Origin of the sequence: Marinomonas sp. CT5 (assembly GCF_018336975.1) — a bacterium.
In the GTDB taxonomy this organism is placed as follows: Bacteria; Pseudomonadota; Gammaproteobacteria; order Pseudomonadales; family Marinomonadaceae; genus Marinomonas.
Genome location: NZ_CP025572.1, coordinates 4,561,922 through 4,581,210 on the forward strand (window position 1 = coordinate 4,561,922; position 19,289 = coordinate 4,581,210).

At 42.5% G+C, this 19,289-nt stretch carries 19 protein-coding genes; 9 read left to right on the forward strand and 10 right to left on the reverse strand.

The features are described from left to right. Positions 1 to 28 precede the first annotated feature (28 nt). The 3 genes from C0J08_RS21695 to rph form a co-directional block, all read right to left on the reverse strand. The gene (locus C0J08_RS21695) at positions 29 to 2,440 is read right to left on the reverse strand and encodes an EAL domain-containing protein (RefSeq protein WP_212653930.1); all 2,412 of its coding nucleotides are present in this window, start codon (positions 2,438 to 2,440) and stop codon (positions 29 to 31) included. Between the two features lie 6 nt (positions 2,441 to 2,446). Continuing rightward, positions 2,447 to 3,238, reverse strand: a complete 792-nt coding sequence (locus C0J08_RS21700; RefSeq protein ID WP_212653931.1) for a substrate-binding periplasmic protein — start codon at positions 3,236 to 3,238, stop codon at positions 2,447 to 2,449. A 190-nt stretch (positions 3,239 to 3,428) separates the two neighbouring features. Then, positions 3,429 to 4,148, reverse strand: a complete 720-nt coding sequence (rph, locus tag C0J08_RS21705) for a ribonuclease PH (protein ID WP_212653932.1) — start codon at positions 4,146 to 4,148, stop codon at positions 3,429 to 3,431. A 214-nt stretch (positions 4,149 to 4,362) separates the two neighbouring features. On the opposite strand from rph, the gene C0J08_RS21710 reads away from it, so the two are divergent. Then, a complete protein-coding gene (locus tag C0J08_RS21710) occupies positions 4,363 to 5,229 on the forward strand; it encodes a YicC/YloC family endoribonuclease (protein ID WP_212653933.1) in 867 nt (288 codons plus the stop codon). Between the two features lie 202 nt (positions 5,230 to 5,431). Here the strand turns inward: C0J08_RS21710 and C0J08_RS21715 are convergent, their stop codons facing one another. Together C0J08_RS21715 and C0J08_RS21720 are read right to left on the reverse strand one after the other, a co-directional pair. Continuing rightward, positions 5,432 to 6,781 carry a type II toxin-antitoxin system HipA family toxin gene (locus tag C0J08_RS21715; RefSeq protein ID WP_212653934.1) on the reverse strand — a complete coding sequence of 450 codons (1,350 nt, stop codon included), beginning with the start codon at positions 6,779 to 6,781 and terminating at the stop codon, positions 5,432 to 5,434. Next, a complete protein-coding gene (locus C0J08_RS21720) occupies positions 6,771 to 7,094 on the reverse strand; it encodes a helix-turn-helix domain-containing protein (RefSeq protein WP_428838684.1) in 324 nt (107 codons plus the stop codon). The genes C0J08_RS21715 and C0J08_RS21720 overlap by 11 nt, the downstream gene beginning before the upstream one ends. Positions 7,095 to 7,532: 438 nt before the next feature. Between C0J08_RS21720 and C0J08_RS21725 the strand changes: the two genes are divergently transcribed. The 3 genes from C0J08_RS21725 to C0J08_RS21735 all read left to right on the forward strand — a co-directional run bounded on the left by C0J08_RS21725 (position 7,533) and on the right by C0J08_RS21735 (position 11,885). Next, complete coding sequence (locus C0J08_RS21725) at positions 7,533 to 8,222, forward strand: NYN domain-containing protein (protein WP_212653935.1); 690 nt, start codon at positions 7,533 to 7,535, stop codon at positions 8,220 to 8,222. Positions 8,223 to 8,411: 189 nt separating this feature from the next. After that, positions 8,412 to 10,742 carry an ATP-binding protein gene (locus C0J08_RS21730; RefSeq protein ID WP_212653936.1) on the forward strand — a complete coding sequence of 777 codons (2,331 nt, stop codon included), beginning with the start codon at positions 8,412 to 8,414 and terminating at the stop codon, positions 10,740 to 10,742. Beyond that, on the forward strand, positions 10,743 to 11,885 hold the full coding sequence (locus C0J08_RS21735; protein WP_212653937.1) for a hypothetical protein: 1,143 nt from the start codon (positions 10,743 to 10,745) through the stop codon (positions 11,883 to 11,885). It abuts the gene before it with no gap. On the opposite strand, the gene C0J08_RS21740 is transcribed toward C0J08_RS21735, so the two are convergent. From C0J08_RS21740 to C0J08_RS22780, 3 genes are all read right to left on the reverse strand, one after another. Then, positions 11,882 to 13,408 carry a DNA cytosine methyltransferase gene (locus C0J08_RS21740; protein WP_212653938.1) on the reverse strand — a complete coding sequence of 509 codons (1,527 nt, stop codon included), beginning with the start codon at positions 13,406 to 13,408 and terminating at the stop codon, positions 11,882 to 11,884. The genes C0J08_RS21735 and C0J08_RS21740 overlap by 4 nt on opposite strands. A gap of 144 nt (positions 13,409 to 13,552) precedes the next feature. Next, a complete protein-coding gene (locus tag C0J08_RS21745) occupies positions 13,553 to 13,852 on the reverse strand; it encodes a hypothetical protein (protein ID WP_212653939.1) in 300 nt (99 codons plus the stop codon). 148 nt (positions 13,853 to 14,000) lie between these two features. Further along, entirely contained in the window at positions 14,001 to 14,132 is a 132-nt protein-coding gene (locus C0J08_RS22780; protein WP_283247138.1) for a hypothetical protein, read from the reverse strand. A 28-nt stretch (positions 14,133 to 14,160) separates the two neighbouring features. Between C0J08_RS22780 and C0J08_RS21750 the strand changes: the two genes are divergently transcribed. After that, positions 14,161 to 14,331 (forward strand): hypothetical protein, encoded by a 171-nt coding sequence (locus C0J08_RS21750; RefSeq protein ID WP_212653940.1) that lies wholly within the window; start codon positions 14,161 to 14,163, stop codon positions 14,329 to 14,331. 221 nt (positions 14,332 to 14,552) lie between these two features. Continuing rightward, positions 14,553 to 14,807, forward strand: coding sequence for a helix-turn-helix domain-containing protein (locus C0J08_RS21755; protein WP_249344418.1), 255 nt, complete (start codon positions 14,553 to 14,555; stop codon positions 14,805 to 14,807). A gap of 353 nt (positions 14,808 to 15,160) precedes the next feature. On the opposite strand, the gene C0J08_RS21760 is transcribed toward C0J08_RS21755, so the two are convergent. Next, positions 15,161 to 15,994, reverse strand: a complete 834-nt coding sequence (locus C0J08_RS21760; RefSeq protein ID WP_212653942.1) for an ion transporter — start codon at positions 15,992 to 15,994, stop codon at positions 15,161 to 15,163. Positions 15,995 to 16,248: 254 nt separating this feature from the next. Here C0J08_RS21760 and C0J08_RS22785 point away from each other — a divergent pair, with 254 nt between their 5' ends. The 3 genes from C0J08_RS22785 to C0J08_RS21770 all read left to right on the forward strand — a co-directional run bounded on the left by C0J08_RS22785 (position 16,249) and on the right by C0J08_RS21770 (position 18,383). After that, entirely contained in the window at positions 16,249 to 16,383 is a 135-nt protein-coding gene (locus tag C0J08_RS22785) for a hypothetical protein (RefSeq protein WP_283247139.1), read from the forward strand. A gap of 357 nt (positions 16,384 to 16,740) precedes the next feature. Next, a complete protein-coding gene (locus C0J08_RS21765) occupies positions 16,741 to 17,694 on the forward strand; it encodes a LysR family transcriptional regulator (RefSeq protein ID WP_212653943.1) in 954 nt (317 codons plus the stop codon). A gap of 74 nt (positions 17,695 to 17,768) precedes the next feature. After that, the gene (locus tag C0J08_RS21770) at positions 17,769 to 18,383 is read left to right on the forward strand and encodes a LysE family translocator (RefSeq protein WP_212653944.1); all 615 of its coding nucleotides are present in this window, start codon (positions 17,769 to 17,771) and stop codon (positions 18,381 to 18,383) included. A 23-nt stretch (positions 18,384 to 18,406) separates the two neighbouring features. Here the strand turns inward: C0J08_RS21770 and C0J08_RS21775 are convergent, their stop codons facing one another. Then, positions 18,407 to 19,216, reverse strand: a complete 810-nt coding sequence (locus tag C0J08_RS21775) for an AraC family transcriptional regulator (RefSeq protein ID WP_249344420.1) — start codon at positions 19,214 to 19,216, stop codon at positions 18,407 to 18,409. Positions 19,217 to 19,289: the final 73 nt, after the last annotated feature.

A 19,289-nucleotide genomic window follows, 5' to 3' on the forward strand; every position in this document is an offset into this window, starting at 1 on the left:
AACTGACATTTACCGCCACAGGGTGCTATTAATCGTTTTGAGGTGGCAATGGGAACACAGTGTCATCGGAGAGGTATTGAGTCGCCACATCGCCTTTGACGGGCTTGGAAAAGAAATAACCTTGGTATTTTGCGCAGCCTATATTTTCTAAAATGATTTTCTCTGCCTCATACTCAACACCTTCAGCAAGGACAGACAAGTTCATATGCGTCGCCATCGACACAATAGTATTAATAATGACATGACTTTGCGGGTCATTAGACAAATCTCGTACAAACGACTGGTCAATTTTCAATTGCGTAATAGGAAAGTGCTGTAAATAACGCAGTGAAGAATACCCTGTGCCAAAATCATCAATAGAAAAGCGAACCTGACATTCTTTGAGTCGCCACATTTTTTCCGCGACAGAAGAGATGTTTTCCACCAGCATCCCTTCGGTAATTTCAAGATCAAGCAGACTTGGGTCCACTTGCGTACTATCGATCACCGCTTTCACCGTCTCGACAAAATTATCCCTAGCAAATTGATAAGGACTAATATTGATGGCAACTCCTTTAAACGTTGCAGGTAAACCATTGTCTTGCCAGCACTTTAACTGCTTACAAACATTATCTAAAACCCAATTACCAACGTCGTAAATTAGGCCAGTTTCTTCGGCAAATGGGATAAAGCGATTCGGCGGCACTAGACCCAGTTCTTCGTTATACCAACGTATCAATGCCTCAAAGCCTATTAATTGGCCATATTGATTAACTTGCGGCTGATACACCAAATAAAATTCATCATTACTAATCGCACTGTGTAATGCATGTTCTAAATTGGCACGTTCCGTAATTTGCTGTTGCATTTCTTGTCGATAAAACCGAAAACTATTTCGACCGCTTTCTTTCGCATCATACATAGCGGTATCAGCCTGACGAAGAATTTGAGAATCGCTTGTCTCATCCAATGGGAACAAGCTAATACCAATACTGGCCGATATAAACACATCGGTTTGGTCTAAATGAAACACCTGAGACAACTGTAAAAGTAGCGTTTCAGCAAGCAAAGTTACTCGACCCTGTGCCTCTTGGAAATTATTGCCCAACACAGGGATTAATATAACAAACTCATCCCCACCGATTCGTACGGCAATATCGCCAACAGACAGGCACGCGACAATCCGCTTAGCCGCCTCAACCAATAAGGCATCACCCACATGATGTCCCATAGAATCATTAATATTTTTAAAGCGATCTAAATCGAGAAATAACAGAGCACCAATATGACCGCTATCACGCGCATCGGCGATCACTTTGTCTATTTTTTGATTCAAAAAGCGTCGATTAGGTAAATTGGTTAAAGCATCGTAATAGGCCAAAAACTTCACTTGCTCTTGATCTTTCTTACGCTGTGTTATGTCACGAAAGGAGGCCAAAAAATACGCTTCATTATCCAAAGTAATAATGTTGCCACACACCTCGACAGGAAAACTCCCCTCTTTGCTGTGATTATATTGCGCCTCAAATACCTTAGGTTCGCCGGGGGATTCCGTTGCCCACTTTTTAATTAAATCTGGCGTTTGTTCAGGGTCGATATCTTGCATCTTCAAAGTCAGTAATTTGTGCTTATCATAAGCCAACAAACGACATGTCTCGCTGTTACAATCTAATATTTGCCCTTTCAGATTTACCAGCAACATACATTCGCTAGATTGATGCAGTACAGCTTTAAAGTAGGCTTCGCTTTTTGCTAAATCATTTTCGACTTTTTTTCGCTTATGCCAAAGGGCGGTAATCGTTCGAGCCAAGATGCCCAACTCATCTTCTCGAGATGTTTGTGTAAATTGCACTTGCAAGGGGTCATTGTCGTCTTTTTCTAACAAGCTTAACTGGCTAATTAACCGAGACAGTGGCCGAGAAATTTGCACATAAAACAGCACAAACATCGCAGCCCCCAATAAAAAGGCCGATAGAATGGATGTACTGATTAGACGGATATTACGATGCAAAAAACCATTGGTAAGTGCCACACTGTCGATAGAAACCGTTAATGTTCCGACTTTATAGGCGTTACGAATCAAGGGTAAGGTAAAGGTGTGCTGTAAATCGCTAAATAAATCATCAGAAAGCCAACGTAATGACAGCTTCGACAATGGCATATACTGGCTTGCCAGTTCATTACCTAAGTCGTCTTCGATCCTCGCTTTATAAAAACTTTTGGAAAGCATTAACCCTGACAACACCTTCTTCGCTAAATCCTTATCAAGGGCATAAGCGGCCTCTGTTGCTGCATCTTCAACAATAAACAAGGTAGACATAACTTGTTTTCTGATGGTTTCTTTCTCTTCCTGCCAGTCTGTTAAAACTTGGAAAACACTCATCAAAAAACTTAATAATAGTAATAATAACAGCGCCCATTTTGCTTGCTTATAATATAGTCGTTTGCGTAATGCTAACATGCTGATTTATAAGCCTTCTTTAGGAAATGGAATGCCATATCGAGCATAAATAGATTTTGATTCGCCAGATTGCTTAATGGCTTTCAATCCCTTATTCAATTTGTCTCGCCACATACTGGCTCCCTTGTAAGATCGACTAAAGCAAACTGAATAATATTTATATTCCATGTCTGTAATGTTATAAAAACTCAATTGATCAGAAATACCCAATGTATTGGCGACATAAGCGATACTCTCTTTCCCCGTCATAAAAACATCGTGATTACGGCGCAAAAGTAACGTCAAACCTTGTGGATCTTCATTAACAAGACTGTAGGGGATGCCATTCGCATCCAGTATATTCATTGGTGCCCACCCATTTACCACTAACGTTTTGTATTTTTTTAATTCTTGCAAAGAATGACTGCCTGGAGATAAAAAATTACGTCGTGTAACGAAAGCAAGAGAGGAGCGACTAACCGGATCGGAAAATAAAGCAAAGGATTCTCTAGAAGCAATCGGGTGGCATGAAATGCCTCCCAAAATGAGACCCGCTTCAACATCACGCATCACCCGAGCCCAAGGCATTATTTTATAACGAACGGACACACCCTGAGTCGCATAGGCTGCGCGAATTAAATCCACATCTAAGCCATACAGACCATCGTCATACTTGAGCGGTGTCGGTGAGGGAACTTCTTTAGAGTCAATGGTATAAGGAGGGAAATGCAGAGTATAAAGGACAATATCCTCTGCGTGAGCCATCCGGCAAAAGAGAGCCCCAATAATCCATAAAGCAGTGCAGCAATAGCGACTCATACCCCTCCAATGGAACCTAGGTAAATAAAACTTACAGATTAAAATACAGCCGTTCTTAAAATTATCTTATCCTAAATATGATGTAAAAGACGCAACAGCTCAAGTAAATTACGGCCAAACTTAACCACAAAAAAAACCAGACGCCGTATATCGACGTCTGGTTTTGATTCATCAACTCAGTCTTACAGAATTATTTATCGAATAAGGCCGCGCGCTGCGCTTCCATGATGTCCGCAATGCCTTTGCGAGCCACAGCCAACATGCCCATCATTTGTTCATCGCTGAAGGCTTCCCCTTCGGCTGTACCTTGGATCTCAATAAATCCGCCTTTGTCGTTCATGATGACGTTCATGTCTGTTTCTGCATTAGAATCTTCAGGGTAATCCAAATCCAACACAGGCACGCCGTTGTAAACGCCCACAGAGATAGCGGCGATTTGCGATACGATTGGGTTCGCTTTGATTTTTTTGTTCTCAACCAAAAAGCGCATGGCATCGGCCAACGCCACAAAACCACCGGTGATAGACGCCGTACGAGTGCCGCCATCGGCTTGAATCACATCACAATCAATCGTGATCGTGTTTTCACCCAACTTTTTAAGATCCACCGCCGCACGCAAAGAACGACCAATCAAACGCTGAATCTCAACCGTACGACCGGTTTGTTTACCGCGGGCGGCTTCGCGATCTACTCGGCTGTGAGTAGAACGAGGCAACATACCGTATTCTGCTGTAATCCAACCTTGACCCTTGCCTTTCAAAAAACGCGGCACACCATGAACCACAGTCGCAGTACAAATAACTTTCGTGTCGCCACATTCGATCAGCACTGAGCCTTCTGCATGCTTAGTAAAATTACGTGTAATTTTCAGGGGACGTAATTGATCTGCTTCTCTTCCGCTTGGACGCATACTTGCTCTCTCTGTCTATTTGCCATAATAAAGCCGCAATTATAATGATCTTAGATAAAATTGCGCCCCCAGCCGTAGCAAAACATGACATTTAGCAAACCTGTCGAACACCGTCTTGTTACGCTACAATACCGCCTCTATTTTTAACAAAGTATTGGCAAGCACAGTAATCGTGCAAAGGTCTCTCTATTAATTTTTTACTTAGGTACTCAAGATGACAGCAAGCATGACCGCCTTCTCACGCCAGGAAGCCGTATACGATTGGGGCACCATCAGCTGGGAAATACGCTCAGTCAATCAGCGTTACCTAGAACCGAGCTTTCGTCTACCAGAAAACTTCCGCGAGCTTGAGTTTGCTTTTCGTGACGTGCTGCGCAAAAAAATCAACCGTGGCAAACTAGAATGCCAACTGCGCTTCCAAGGCGTAGACAAAGCCGCTACCAACCTAACCATTAACCCAAGCAATGCCCAAGCGTTGGCAAACGCCATAGAAACCCTCGGCACTTGGTTCAAAGATCTAGATCCTGCCAACCCATTAGACATCCTGAAATGGCCAGGCATCCTCAGCGAAGAAGGCAGCGACTTTGATACCATCAAAAAAGCTGTCGTGGAACTCTTCAACCAATCGGTAGACGAACTGATCCAAGTCCGTCTACGTGAAGGCGCGCAACTCAAAGACATTATCGAACAACGTCTTGATGCCATAGACGCCATCGTTGTAGAAGTGCAAGCCAAACTGCCAGAGATCATCGCGGCGCAAAAGCAAAACTTACTGGATAAACTCGACGCCGCCAAAGTCGACCTAGACCCCATGCGCGTCGAAGCGGAAATCGTCCTACTGGCGCAAAAAGCCGACGTGGCCGAAGAACTGGATCGCCTAGCGACCCACACCAAAGAAGTCCGCCGTCAGCTACAACAAAAAGGCCCCATCGGCCGCCGACTCGACTTCCTAATGCAAGAACTCAACCGCGAAGCCAACACCCTTTCATCAAAATCCATCGTAGTGGAAACCACCCAAAGCGCCGTGGAATTGAAAGTGTTGATTGAACAAATGAGAGAACAGATTCAGAATATTGAGTAAGGCATTCTTCTATTAAGCAGCCAGTAAAATGCAGTGAAGAGGTGTGTTTCACCTCTTCACTAGCTCTCTGATTCTGGTTATGGAATAACATTAGCTTAATTTAACTCTGACCCGTTTTATTCAGAGGTCTACACAAACTGACTTTATCGGTAACAACCTGTAGACCTTGTATTTATTGTGAATTGAAAAGTTTGTTTTACTTTCATTGAAAAAGCGCTGCATTTTCCTGTTTGCGCTGATCCAATGTCTTAGCAATCGCAGACACTGTTGTTTTACTGATCCCTTGCTGCTGTGCCAGATACGTAAATTGACTGATGGCTTCTGCGACTTCTTCAATGACTTGCCTTGCATCATTCCAATTCGAAAAGCCAGCACTGGTAGCAAGTTTTTGCATCACCTTAAGTGGTGGCGCTTTGCCATAACCTCCGAACGCAGTGGCGTGTTCGTTAAATGGATGCGGGCTGTAGGTAACATCGTAAAAAGGTGCAGGATCCCATTGACCGTCGTCCGCTTGCAAAAACGCCCAGTTTTTACTGTGGTCGTCTTGATTAGACGACAGTAGGTTAAAAACGGCGCGGCGAAATTGCAGTTGTCCAGCCGCTGGAGATTTACACAACTGACGGCTGGCTTTAATTAAATCAATGTAATCTAAACTTGGTGTTCGAAAGTCTGCATCCAGCAGCCCGCAAGCGCTGTGCATATGCAAGCGACCTGAACTGCGATGGTCTCTTAAATTGGTATGCTCCGTGACATAATCAAAACGCTTAAGCGCTAACCAGGCAGATGCACCGCTTAAAGATGGTGCTTCAATGAGTTGCCATAGCGGTGGTTGGCACTTGGCAAGCTCGGCCATTTGCAAATAAACCGCCTCACACAAACCTTCTTCATGGCCGAGCGCGAGATTTTTCGAGGTAAACTTAATCAGCCACGCTTCATCACCAGGCTTTGCAAAGGTTCGGCATTGCTTAGTTTCTCCGTCAGGCATATAAATCTGTGCCTTGGGTCTTGCCCCACCCGAACTCCCTCCGGCGACTAATGCGGCCAACACCTGTTGCGTATGCCCATCTAACTCATCGTGATTATCATCCATATACTCTGACATCGAAGAATCGAACAACGTTTGTGCTTCTAAGCCTAAAGTAGCTAAATCAATGTCCGCGTTCGTCGTGGCTGAAAACTCAGACACCGGAGAAAAAGACAGCGCTCCCATGCCTTTATCACCGACAAAGGCCAGTCTATCCATCGCCGTTAATTGATTAGGCAAGATGCCCTTTTGCCGGAAAATACGATCTTGCAACAGCATGCCCCAGCCATCGGGCAAACAATCTCCAAATACACCATGTACACCTTGGTGCGGCTGTTTAGGTGCGGCTTGAACTTGTATGCTCGACTGCAAAGTATACGGTGATAAATTGCCAAACTGCTGCAAATAGCTGTCTGCATACTGAAAAAAAACGCCTTGCCGATTCTGCGCCAAGACCCCGGCAGCGAGCTGCTCGCCAGAGCTTAATGTACGAGTTACATTAAGCTTCTGAATGGGTTTAAAACTCATCTTTTAGCACCTCATCAATACTCGTGGGTATAGCAGCACGTTCTTTGCTAGGTTGTGTGAGCTGATAAAGCCTATCCAATGAATCGAGGGTCTGCCAAAGCAACAGCAATTGGCGAAATGAAATTTGCCCCGTCAGCTCAAACTTCTTAATGGTGGCCGCAGGTACGCAGCTTCGCTCAGCAAGCGCCGCTCGTGACAGCTTTGCCTGCTTTCGTAACTCACGTAAATAAGCCGCATAGGCTTGGCTTACATCGGTATCATCAAGTAAAGTAAAATTCATCCGCAAAGACCAAATAGACACAGTTATATCCATTATAGCGAAATAAAACAAAAAGTAGATATTATTGTATCCATTATTAAATGAAGTGTTGAAAAAATTACTCGATAAAGCCTTTCAAAACTGCTATTTTGAGACCCTAACAGCAGCAGAAAAACGGCACTGTTTTTCCATTGCTAACCACTAAGATTGAGTAAAAGCCATAGGCACGTGGTGGGCAAACAGGCATTTTTGAACGGTTTCTTTTCGATAACTCATTGATTTTGTTAGGGTCTAGACCGCTACTCAATGAGCAGATCCAGAATATTGAGTAGTGTAGACCAGCACCGATATAGATCTTTTTCTTGCATCAATAAATATTAATGCTAATATTTATTCCACAACTCAGCCTTGTACGCAGCGATTAAGTTACGCTGGCAGTTAGGGCGAAAAAACCGGCTTTGGCCGGTTTTTTCACATCTAAGGATAGATAAAATGAGAACAGCTTTTTTTATTGATGGATATAACCTCTTTTACGGCTTACTCGCTAATACACCTTACAAGTGGCTCGACCTACCAGCTCTACTTACTCACATCACAGCAATCGAAACCCCCAAATCCAAAACGGTAGCAATCTACTATTTTAGCTCTCCAGTAAAGCCAGAATTGGCTAGTCGGGGAACTCAATCAAAAGAAGCGCAGGACGCTTATATCCGAACACTAAAAGCTTGTGGTGTTTCTGTCACAATGGGAAGGCATACTCTCGAGCCAGCACAAGCCCCAAGGTTTGTTGATAAATCGACTCGACCTTCCCGACAAGATAAGGTTGCTATCTGGAAATTAGAAGAAAAGGAAACAGATGTTAATTTAGCGGTTAGCATGTACCGCCTCTTGTCTAAGCAACAAGCTCTAAACACGGAAGATCAAATTCAACAGGTTGTATTGGTTTCTGCAGATACCGATATTGGCCCTGCTCTTCGAGCAATCAAAGAAGACTTTCCTCATATAACAATTGGTGTCATTCTTCCACATAGAGAAGGTATTAAACGTGGCGCACCGGGCACACTTCGCAACCAAGCGAATTGGATGCGAACCATTGTTAAGAACGAAGAACTCGCTGCACATCAGCTACCTGATAAAGTTCCGACCAAGAAGAAACCAATATTTAAACCTGATTATTGGTAGAAATGATTAAATAATATTTTAACTTACAAAATTGCGGCTGTTTCTAAAGATATAGAGGGTGATCATAAACTGTAAGATCAAATCATGGACGAGTTTAAACTGCTTGAAATAAAAATAACTTTTCTATCAAACTATTTCAAAACTCAAAGTTAAAAGCCGAAGAAAATACAAAAAAAGTATGAGGTCATAATGGCAAAGTTAAAACCAAGAGCTAGGCTTATCCGCACCATAGGCGATAAATTAATCAGTGGCCCCGAAGCTGCTATCATTGAGTTAGTTAAAAACTCCTACGATGCAGACTCTCCGTCTGTCAGTTTACACTTCTCCCCACCAAGACATCAAAACCCAAATGATATCGAGAGCCCTATTATCCAAGATGGTTCTATTACGATTTCAGACAGTGGTCATGGCATGACAGCTCACGACATCGAGCACATTTGGCTTGAACCTGCGACAGATGAAAAGGCTAAAGCAACACATTCTCGATCAGGTCGAAGAGTACTTACAGGGGCGAAGGGCGTCGGAAGATTTGCAACTGCTAGTTTGGGAAAATCGATGGAATTAATCAGTGTCTCTCAGCATGGGAGCACACTAAAAAAATGCAGAGTTTATATTGAATGGGACATATTTGAAAAAGCTCAGTATTTGGAAGAGATAGATATCGACATAGAAGATCTTACTCCAGAACCTGATGATAATACCGGTGTAACAATTAAGGTTTTGGGCTTAAGTAATGTGTGGGGACAAGAAAGACTAAAGAGTTTAATACAAGAGCTAAGAAGATTAGCAACCCCCCATCAAGATAAAAAAGACGAATTTACTATTACTCTAAATTTATCAGAATACGAGATTACGGATGAGAAGTTAGAATATCTGAAAGCACTAAAGTCTGCTAAAAACCGAAGTGAAGTACCTAAAAAAGTATTTTCTCCATACAATTTTGATGGTACCAGACTCGTCTTATCTAACAATGAAAACTTGGATTCAATGACAAAAGTTCAAGAAGACTCAGATGAAGTGAGTAGCGAAGATATTACACTGAACCCTTATTCCTTGGGTGATCATTGCCATTACAAGGTTGAAGGAAAATTTAACAGAGATGGTGAATTTCTAGGCCACTTTTCTATTGTCCGCGGCGATAACAAAAAACAAACAGTAAGTTTAGATGCTCCACCGATGAGTGAGTCAGAGCATACATGTGGTGAGCTAGAAGTAAACTTACGACTTTTTGATTTAGAAGTCGATTCAGTCAAAGACCTCATCAATAAAATGGGGCTAGATTATAAAAAGAGCTTTACTCTGCGCTCTGCTAGAGACTTTATATCTGAAGGTACTGGGGTTGGCATATACAGAAATGGTTTTAGAATTAGGCCTTATGGCCACCATGCACATGATTGGCTTAAGCTTGAGAAACGAAGAGTGCAAGACCCTTCCCACAAAATTGGTCACAACCAATTAGCAGGTGAGATATACGTCCAAGATGAGTGGGAATCAATGCTTGTTGAGCGCAGTAGCCGAGAAGGTTTAGAGGAAAATGGTGCTTTCAACAGATTAAAGTCTTTAATAACTAACTTATTGCTACACATAGAGGCAGAACGATTTAGCTTTAGAGAGAAAGCAGGTATCGCACGTAAGCCAAAAAAGGATTTCGAAAAAGCATACAAAGTGGCCTCTCTCGAAAAAGTTACTAAAGCAATTGAGTCAATCCAAAACTTATCTCCAGAAGATAAGGACCGCATACACATTGAAGTAAACAAGTCATCAAAAGAAATGGAAAAAATTCTAGATGGTATGCGTGAGTACACAAATTTACTCGAATCAAGGACAACACTAGGTAACGTAGTTGCTGAGCTTCTACATGAAGGTAGAAGTTATGTTAGCTCAATTTCTGGTACTCGAGACTTTTTTAAAGAATTCGAACCCCATATTGGCGAGCAAAGTATTATGGGTGAAATTGCAAGAAATGATATGCCAAGTGAAATTCAGAACTTAGATGATGGATGCACAGGTATAAAAAAACTATTTAAAGATTTGGACCCAATTTCAGGTAGAAAAAGAGGTAAACCAAATTTATTTAATATACTCAGTGTAGTTGAACGCGTAGAACGTATTACTAAGACTGAGAGAGCCGACTCAGAAGTATTTCTCAAATATGACATTGATAATAGTTTATCTGCGTTTGGACATGAAGGCGATTTACAAGGATCGTTGATAAACTTAGTTCTTAATGCTTCATATTGGTTGAGTACCGTTGATCGCGAAGAACGATATGTTTCCATTGTTGCTACGACCCAAAAAAACCAAATATATATCGACGTAATTAATAATGGGCCTCTTATAAATGAGTTTCATTACGAACATTTGTTCGAACCAGGTTTTAGCCTTAAATCAAAGGGGCATGGTCTAGGTTTAGCTATTGCAAGAGAAGCTCTTATTAATAGTGGTGGTACATTATCTTTTGATGATAAATCGGAATTAACAACATTTAAAATCACTCTACCGACAGAGGAAATCAAATAAATGATGATCAACTTACTTGTTGTAGAAGACGATAATGATCATATCAAGGATTGGGAGAAGGTTGTAAGACGCCATAATGATGTATCTATGACCCAGGATGACGGCTCAATCCAGTTTCATATAGAAACAGCTAAAAATAAAGAAGATGCACTTCGGAAATTACATACATATAATTTCAGTGTTGCAATTATTGATATTCGATTGAAGAGAGAAGGTGAAGAAGAAGATTATAATAATACTGATGGGATTGATGTTTTAAAAGACATCATATCGACAGTATCTTGCTATACCGTAATTTATACTGGTCAGCCCAAGGATGCAGAAGCAACCATAGAAAATTCTCATCAAGAATATATTAAAATTGTTGATAGAGCTACGTCGAAAAACGCTTTAATTAAAAGCTTAGTAGATGAGAACAAGGGAATTATACTTTCTATAAATGAACTTAAATATAAGTTTTCTAAATCTATGTCCTCTCTATTCTATAACTCAATTTGGCCTCGTTGGAGCTACTGGTTTGAGAACGACTCATTAGATTCAGCAAATGCAGCCTTGTCGCGTCATATGGCAACACATCTACATGCGTCATTCTTATCAGATACAGAACTTGGAGCACACCCTGAAGAATACTTCTTTATCCCCCCTCTGCAGGAAAAACTTGATACAGGTGATATTATTCTTCAAGAGGGGAAACTTGAAATTATCGTCACACCGCGTTGCGATATGGTTAGAAGTAAATCAGAAACCTCAACTTACCAGTTGGTTACACTTGAGAACAAGAGTGAACAATGGGGTAAATTATTAGCAGAATTAGAAGCTAAAAAAGAAGAAGGAAAACCTAAAAAAATCGAGTCGGCTTCAAGGAACCTCAAAAAATTCACGAATCATAATGGAGAGACTGGAGGCCATTTTATTCAGTCCTTTAGACTGAAAATAGATGGTAAAGAGCAATCTTTCGGTCCATTCTACGCACAATTCAATCAACTACGCTCCATTGTTAGAAATCAAGAGAGTACAGAGCTTCTACTAGATAAAAGAATTGCTAGCTTATCAAATGAATTCGTGCCCTCATTGGTCGAACGTTTAGGTGCTTATTTCAGTCGAATAGGGACACCTGATTACTCTCACCCAGAATCGAGCTAATCAAGTAATTCCATCACAACCTTACCTATCTGCTGTGCCAAATACGGTGGCACAGCATTTCCCACCTGCACATACTGCTGCGTTCTATTGCCTTCAAATAAATAATTGTCAGGGAATGTCTGCAAACGTGCGGCTTCTCTAACCGTTAAGCTACGACACTGCTTTTGATCGTAATGTATAAAGTAATGTCCATCCTTTGATATATGGCTGGTTATGGTCGTTGCACATTTATTAGCTGCTTGGGTTCTAAAACGATCTGCGTGGCTCCCTGATTTCCAGTTTTCGTGTTTCGGTGCTAACTCGTCTGGGAAATCTCGAGATTTTGGCGATATACCGCCGCTAAGTTGTGTGAAGGCTGCACTGTATGCGTATCGGAGTAAATCGCTATCCATATGACCACGTGTTTCATGGTTAAGCACTTGGCATGGTTCGTTTTTACGATACCAATCAGCAAGACTCTTAGGAACCAAATTGAGTGAAGTGATAGGATGTGTGGCAGAACGAGACAAGTTCTTGAATGGTTGCAAGTCTAGACTTTCTACTCCATCGAATTGCTTTTTCAGTAAGGCTTCTATGCTTGCTGAATTTTGTGAGACAGCCTGCTCCCATGCTTGCGGTTCATCTTTACGTTTGGAAAACCCACTTCGAAGTTTAGGTAAATCATCAATCGCCTGTTTAACAGATACTTGATCATCAGAAGGGGTCAACGTTTTGGGGGCTTTTTCTATATCACTACGTACGCCCAATAAAATGACTCGGTGACGCGCTTGAGGAATGCCATAGTTTTCGGCTCTTATAAGGTAATCACTTGAATTCTTATAAACTGGATTATCTTTATCTGAGGCTTCAACAACTAAGGAGTAAATTTTGTATCTAGGACTCGCTATACCTGTCGCTTGCCCTGGATTACGTAGATCATTGAGGATACTTGGAAACATGACTTTTCCAGCAATTTTGGCCGACAGTATGCCTCTTACATTTTCCATCACAAATACATCGGGCTGAGCAATAGAAAGTACTTTCAGATATTCTCTATATAAAAAATTGCGATGGTCGTCTTCTGCTTTATAGTCTTTAATTCCTGCATTACGAGAACGACCAGCCAGTGAATAAGCTTGGCATGGCGGCCCACCTATAACGACTTTTGGACAATCACTATGTCGCTTTACAAGTTCGGTAATTCGTTCATGGATGATTTCATTATCATCACCTAGCGCTTTAGGGCCATAAAGTGTCTCAGTTTCAGCCGCTTCCGCTTGCTTTGGATATCGATTAAACAACTGCTGCCGAGTAATACCGCCGGATAGATATTCGTTGTAGCTATCTAACCCGCCACTTAGATCCTTTATTTTGCGATAGAAGGCTCGTGTTGTAAGCGTTTTATGGGCTGACGCTTCTTTCTCAACGGAAATACCTATCTTAAAGACAGCATTACCTGCTTCATCTTTCACTGACGAGAAACCTTCTCCCAGCCCACCAGGCCCAGCAAATAGATCAATTACTAGTACTTCTTTATGCTTCATTCGGCCAACAGCTCAAATTTAAAATCGCCCCATCATACTCGCAAAAATTAACGAGACAAGATTACATACTAGCAACTACCTGATATAGAGAATTTATTTATATACGTATCTGCTTTACGTAAAGCAGCAGCCCTAGACAGTAAATTAGAAATTAAAATACCTAACCAAATCACTAGCATTCTCGGACCGAAAAAGGTCTTCTTTCGATGAATCGCTGTAAATTTCTGGCGATTCATCATCCCCTTCATTAACAGCAGGACTAATTATGTATCTCGGGGAGTCTTCATCTTCTCTATACTTTGGGTTCTGATGCTCTACCCAGAGAAGAAAGTAGGCATCGTTTTTCTTGAAATAAAACGAGTCACATACATCATTTGCGGACGTATTGTAATTAAGTGCGATAGACAAATCACTTGCGTTAAAGCCAAGTTTTAACTTTTCCATTATCAGCCTCCATACTGTTTAAAAAAACAGCATAAATGATTCTTTCTTAAAAACCAGGCTCTATTTACAGATCAGAAAAAAATAATTACTCATTAGCAAAAACGATATTGCAGGCATAAACAGATACCACAAAAAAGTAGATCTCTTCTCACTCCTTCCCTTTTTTAATTTCCCGACGCAGTTCCTTTAACTCTTGCTGAAATTGTTGCATTTGCTCCAGCAGCTGTTGCTGGGTGGCTTTTTCTGTGTCGATCTCTTCTTTGTGTTCGTCGTCGTGCATGGTTTGTACGGCATTAACGATGACAGCTATGAAGAGGTTGAACAGGGTTGGTGTATGGCTAAGTGTTGTTAACGAAGGATTTGCCCATACTGCCCCAAAAGCCCGAGGGATGGCGTACTACTTTGAAGCTTCCTACTCAAAACCCGGTGTCAGTGAGTCGTTTGGATTGAGCTTTGTTATGTCGATACCATCGACATAACAAGCCTTCATGTCGAAAAAACAGTAAAAAATCGACATGACCAGTTCAAATCTTGACTCACTTTATTTGGAGAGATTGGCAATTTATTGGTTTACAACTTAAAGATAAAAAATGAAACTATAATTTCATTAATTTGAAATTAGAGAAAATATAGTTTCACTATGAGCACTAGCGAACCAAAAACAAAACGCACTGCGGTCATATTCCCTAGACAAAGGAAGATGTTAAACATCTTGGGAGAAAACTTAACATTGGCGATGAGGAGACGCGGCATTACTCAAGAAATGATGCATAGCAGGACAGGAATCTCTAAGCCAACGCTGCGCAAGATATCAAAAGGCGACCCTTCCGTTTCGCTTGGTCACTACGTTAATGTTTTGGCAGTCCTCGGCTTGTTAGACGACCTAACCAAAGTCGCCCGTGATGACGAGCTGGGAAGAAAACTGCAAGACATCCAATTGCTAAATAAAAAATAAATACGCCACATTCGTATAGCAGTAGTCCATATTCGAATAGCAAAACCTTGGTCAATAAAGGTATCCGCAAGGAAGGTAGGGAACTATTGAGGGATTATTTTCTACTCGATCAGAACGCTTTGCATTTTTTTTGCGCGTAAAAAATGCAGGATGTAAGTTGATGCCTGTCATTCGACACTCAGGCTTATCTTCGCTATCGCATAGAACCAACACCTCTTCTTTAATCGCTCTGATTCTGGCTATGGAGTGACGTTAGCTTAATGAAACTCTGACCTGTTTGATTCGTTAAAATAGTGGGCTCGTTTATTTTAATTTGGCCATAAAATTAAAATAAAGCCTTTTTATTTATCCCCTCACTCCTTCCCCTTTTTCATCTCCCGACGCAGTTCCTTCAACTCCAGCTGTAGTTGTTGCATTTGCTCCAGTAGCTGTTGCTGGGTGGCTTTTTCTGTGTCGATCTCTTCTTTGTGTTCATCGTCGTGCATGGTTTGCACGGCATTGACGATGACGGCGATGAAGAGGTTGAGCATGGTGAAAGTGGCGATGAGTATAAACGGAACGAAGAAGGCCCAAGCGTAAGGGAAGGCTTCCATGACGGGACGTGCGATGCCCATGGACCAGCTTTCTAGGGTCATCACTTGGAACAAGGTGTACAAAGAAGCCCCTAGGCTGCCAAACCATTCAGGGAAAGCCTCACCAAATAATTTGGTCACCATAACGGCGGCCACGTAGTACACCAACCCCAATACCATGGCGATGGACAACATACCATTCAATGATTTGATTAGCGCCCCGACGATATTCCGCATCGATGGCACAAAGGTCAGTACGCGTAAAACTCGCAATACTCTGAGCGCACGCAATACCGCAAACGGCCCACTGGCTGGTACTAAGGCGATCCCTACGACGACGAAGTCGAAGACATTCCAACCGTCTTTGAAAAAGGCAAAGCGATGCACGGCTAAACGAATCCCTAGCTCAGCCACAAATACGGCGAGAATGACCTTGTCCAACGTCATTAAAAATGGACCAATGCTGGTCATCACGTCTTTGGAGGTTTCCAAGCCGAGTATCACGGCATTGATTAATATCAAGGCTAATAAAATGCGTTGTACTAGCGCATTTTCAATAAAGGTCTTTAAACGCTGACGTAGCGAATTGGTTGCAACCATTGATGAACTGGGCATCTTTTACCTCAATGCTAAATCATCCCTAAACAGGGTTAAGTTGACGTCATTCTATGCGAGAGCCCAATAAGATCAATCTCTTTTAATGTAAATACATGAGCCTGCTTAAGGATTTTTCTATAAGGTTTTTAGTCAGAAGGAAATAGCAAAAAACGCGCAGAGTCCTTTGTCCTAAGTTAAATCAAAATAGTGATTTATTCTTTTCAGCTTTTTTTGTTACTGTGTAAAGACTCCTAACAATAAGAGGTTTGAACATGAAATTTCCATTATTAACAATTGCGGTAACACTGGTACTCGCCGGCTGCTCCAATACTTGGGAAGGTATAAAAGAAGACTCCTCGAAAGCCTACGAGAGTACAAAAGAAACGATCCATGAGGCCACAGAGTAAACTGTTCTTTATAAGCAAAGCCCTACATTTAAAAGCCTGCTTTTACTTTATGTAAAAGCAGGCTTTTTTACATACAAAGATCAGCAGAAAATGCATTTTTACAGCGATTAATTAACCATTGATACGCCGAGCCGCAGTTGGCGTAATAAAGAGATTCTCATGGGTCGATTTGGGCGAGAATAGGCGCATCTGGTACGTTTTTTTAGGCATTTGGTTCTATGGTAATCCGACCTCTTTGCTACGCTACATTGACGTGTTGCTGATTATCCTCGGCGTGGCGCTACTAAAGTTCGCTCATTAGGCGGGGTAATTCACCTTGCGTTATGATGAGTAAAGCCGAAAAATAAGCCGACCACTATGTCAGCCTGTGAGCACATTGAGATGATCCACCGTGTTAACCTAAATTTGTTACGTTCGTTGAAGGTGCTGCTTGAAGAGCGTCATGTTAGTCACGCGGCAGGTAAATTGAATCTAACTCAATCTGCCGTTAGCCGTCAGCTAAGCCAACTTAGGCGTTTGTTTGCGGACCCATTGCTCATTCGCGAAGGCAACACTCTAATTCCCACACCCAAAGCATTGCAGTTGCAAGCTAAGTTGGCACATTGGTTTCTGGAGCTGGATGATTTATTGGAGGAAAAAGAGTTCGATCCAGCAAAATGGCATGGCGAATTTGTGCTCTCGTCCAGCGACTATGTGGCGCAGTATATTTTGCCCGATGTTGTTGAAGCCTTAGCGGTACAGGCTCCCCATGCTTCTATGCAATATCGTTTATGGCAGCCGGATTTATTGCCTCAGCTTGCCACATCTGATATTCAGTTGGCATCCAGTATGTCACCGACGCAACCCGAAGGCGTATCTTCGGTTCAAATAGGAGAAGATTTCCCTGTTTGTGTGATGAGTCATGCTCACCCTTTAGCAGCACAAGATACGTTGAGCGTAGACGATCTGCTCGCCTACGCTCATATTAAAGTGATCGGCGGAGGTGATAAAGACAGTTACGTGGATGAGGCGTTAGCCAAGTTAGAAAAGCCGCGACGCGTGGCGTTAAAGGTGCCCTTTTTTTATGCGGCCGCGCAATCACTGTGTCAGAGCCAGCATCTTTTGATCATTCCAGAACACATTGCCCGAAATTTAAAAAAGCACTTCTCGCTTACCTACAAACCTCTCCCCATTACCACTCCACACCATAAATATTGGCTCATTTGGCATGCAAAATACGACAGCGACCCTTCTCATCTATGGGTAAGAAATCTCGTCTTTGAGGTGATGTCGAAGTCCGCCTATTCCATTGGCTATGATGTAAAATCATAGCTATCATGAAAAAAGATGATTTCATATAATATCAAGGGCTTGCTAATCTGCTTCGATCATTAAGGAGCAAGCGTATGTCACTGTCCATTTGGTTTTCCCTATTCACCATTTGTTTACTTGGTGCGATGTCGCCAGGTCCAAGTCTCGCGATGGTAATTAAACACAGTCTCGCTGGCGGTAGAGCAAATGGCTTGGCAACGTCTTGGGCACACGCGACGGGTATTGGTTTGTACGCTCTGCTTTCCATGCTCGGATTAGCGGTGATCTTCCATCAGTTACCTTTGTTATTTCATGTTATCAGCTACGCTGGGGCGGCGTACTTGGCTTACCTTGGTTTTAATGCCTTACGCTCCAAGGGCGGCATTGCGGCTAAATTGGAATCTGGCACTCCTGTTAGTGTGTTTCAGTCCGCCAAAGAAGGCTTTCTCGTGTCGATTTTAAGCCCCAAAATTGCTTTATTTTTTGCTGCGTTGTTCAGTCCTTTTGTTGCCGAAGTCCATCAAGTAAGCGGGAAAATGCTTATGGTGGCGACGCCATGGCTGGTGGATGGTCTTTGGTACACCTTAATTGCATGCCTTTTATCAAATGCACACTTCTTGCAGAAGTTGCGCAGCAAAGCCATGTGGATTGATCGCTTATCTGGTTTGGCATTAATTTTCTTGGCTCTATATATTATCGCAACCGTTTAAGCGCGCCATGTCGTGGCGCTTTGTTACTCCTTGCCCCATCGCTCTATCCGATATTGTCTTGGCGATTTGCCCAATGCTTTTTTAAAGAAGGTAATAAAAGCGCTGACAGAGTCGTAACCAAGCTCTTCTGAGATGGTTTGGATTGACAGGTTGATGGCGAGTTTTTGCAAGGCCAAGACAATGTGCAGCTGACTTCGCCATTGACCAAAGGTCAGTTGTACGTGGCGTTTGATCATACGTGCTAAGGTGCGTTCGCTCATGGCGAAGTCGCTGGCCCACTCCCCTAGGGTGCGTTTTTCGTTGGGTCGGGCGATGAGTTCCAACGCTAGGCGATTCAGGGTGGGTTCGTCTGGGATGGGGAAATCAAACTCTTCTCGCTCTAGTTGCATCAGTTGATCCAGTAAGACCTCCACCAGCCGAGCGGAGGCTGGGTCGTTTTCTTCACACGGTTGTTGCGAATGCAGGTGCAATATCAGTTCGCGCACAAAGGGCGTTATCGTTAAGGTGCAAGCCGACTCTGGCAAAGACAAAGCGCCACTATCGACAAAGACCATGCATACGTCGGCATTGGCCGATATCTGGTTGCGATGCATGACATTGCTTGGAATCCACACGGCACAGCGCGGTGGCACGAGCCACATTTTGTCATCAATAAAACTGGTCACAACGCCGGTTAATGGCAAGACAAGTTGGCCTTTTTGGTGATGATGCCATGGGATTTCTTCGCTGTGAGGAACCGATTGGGAACGCAATACCAAGACCCGATGGGCGTAATGATCCGCAAATCCGAGGTCGGTAATGGAGTCAAAACTGGTTTTGTCTGTATTTAGCAATTTATTGTCCAAGTCTCTTAATTCAGAAAGCAGAGTAACCCATATAATAGCGGTTCGACAATCTCTCCCGACA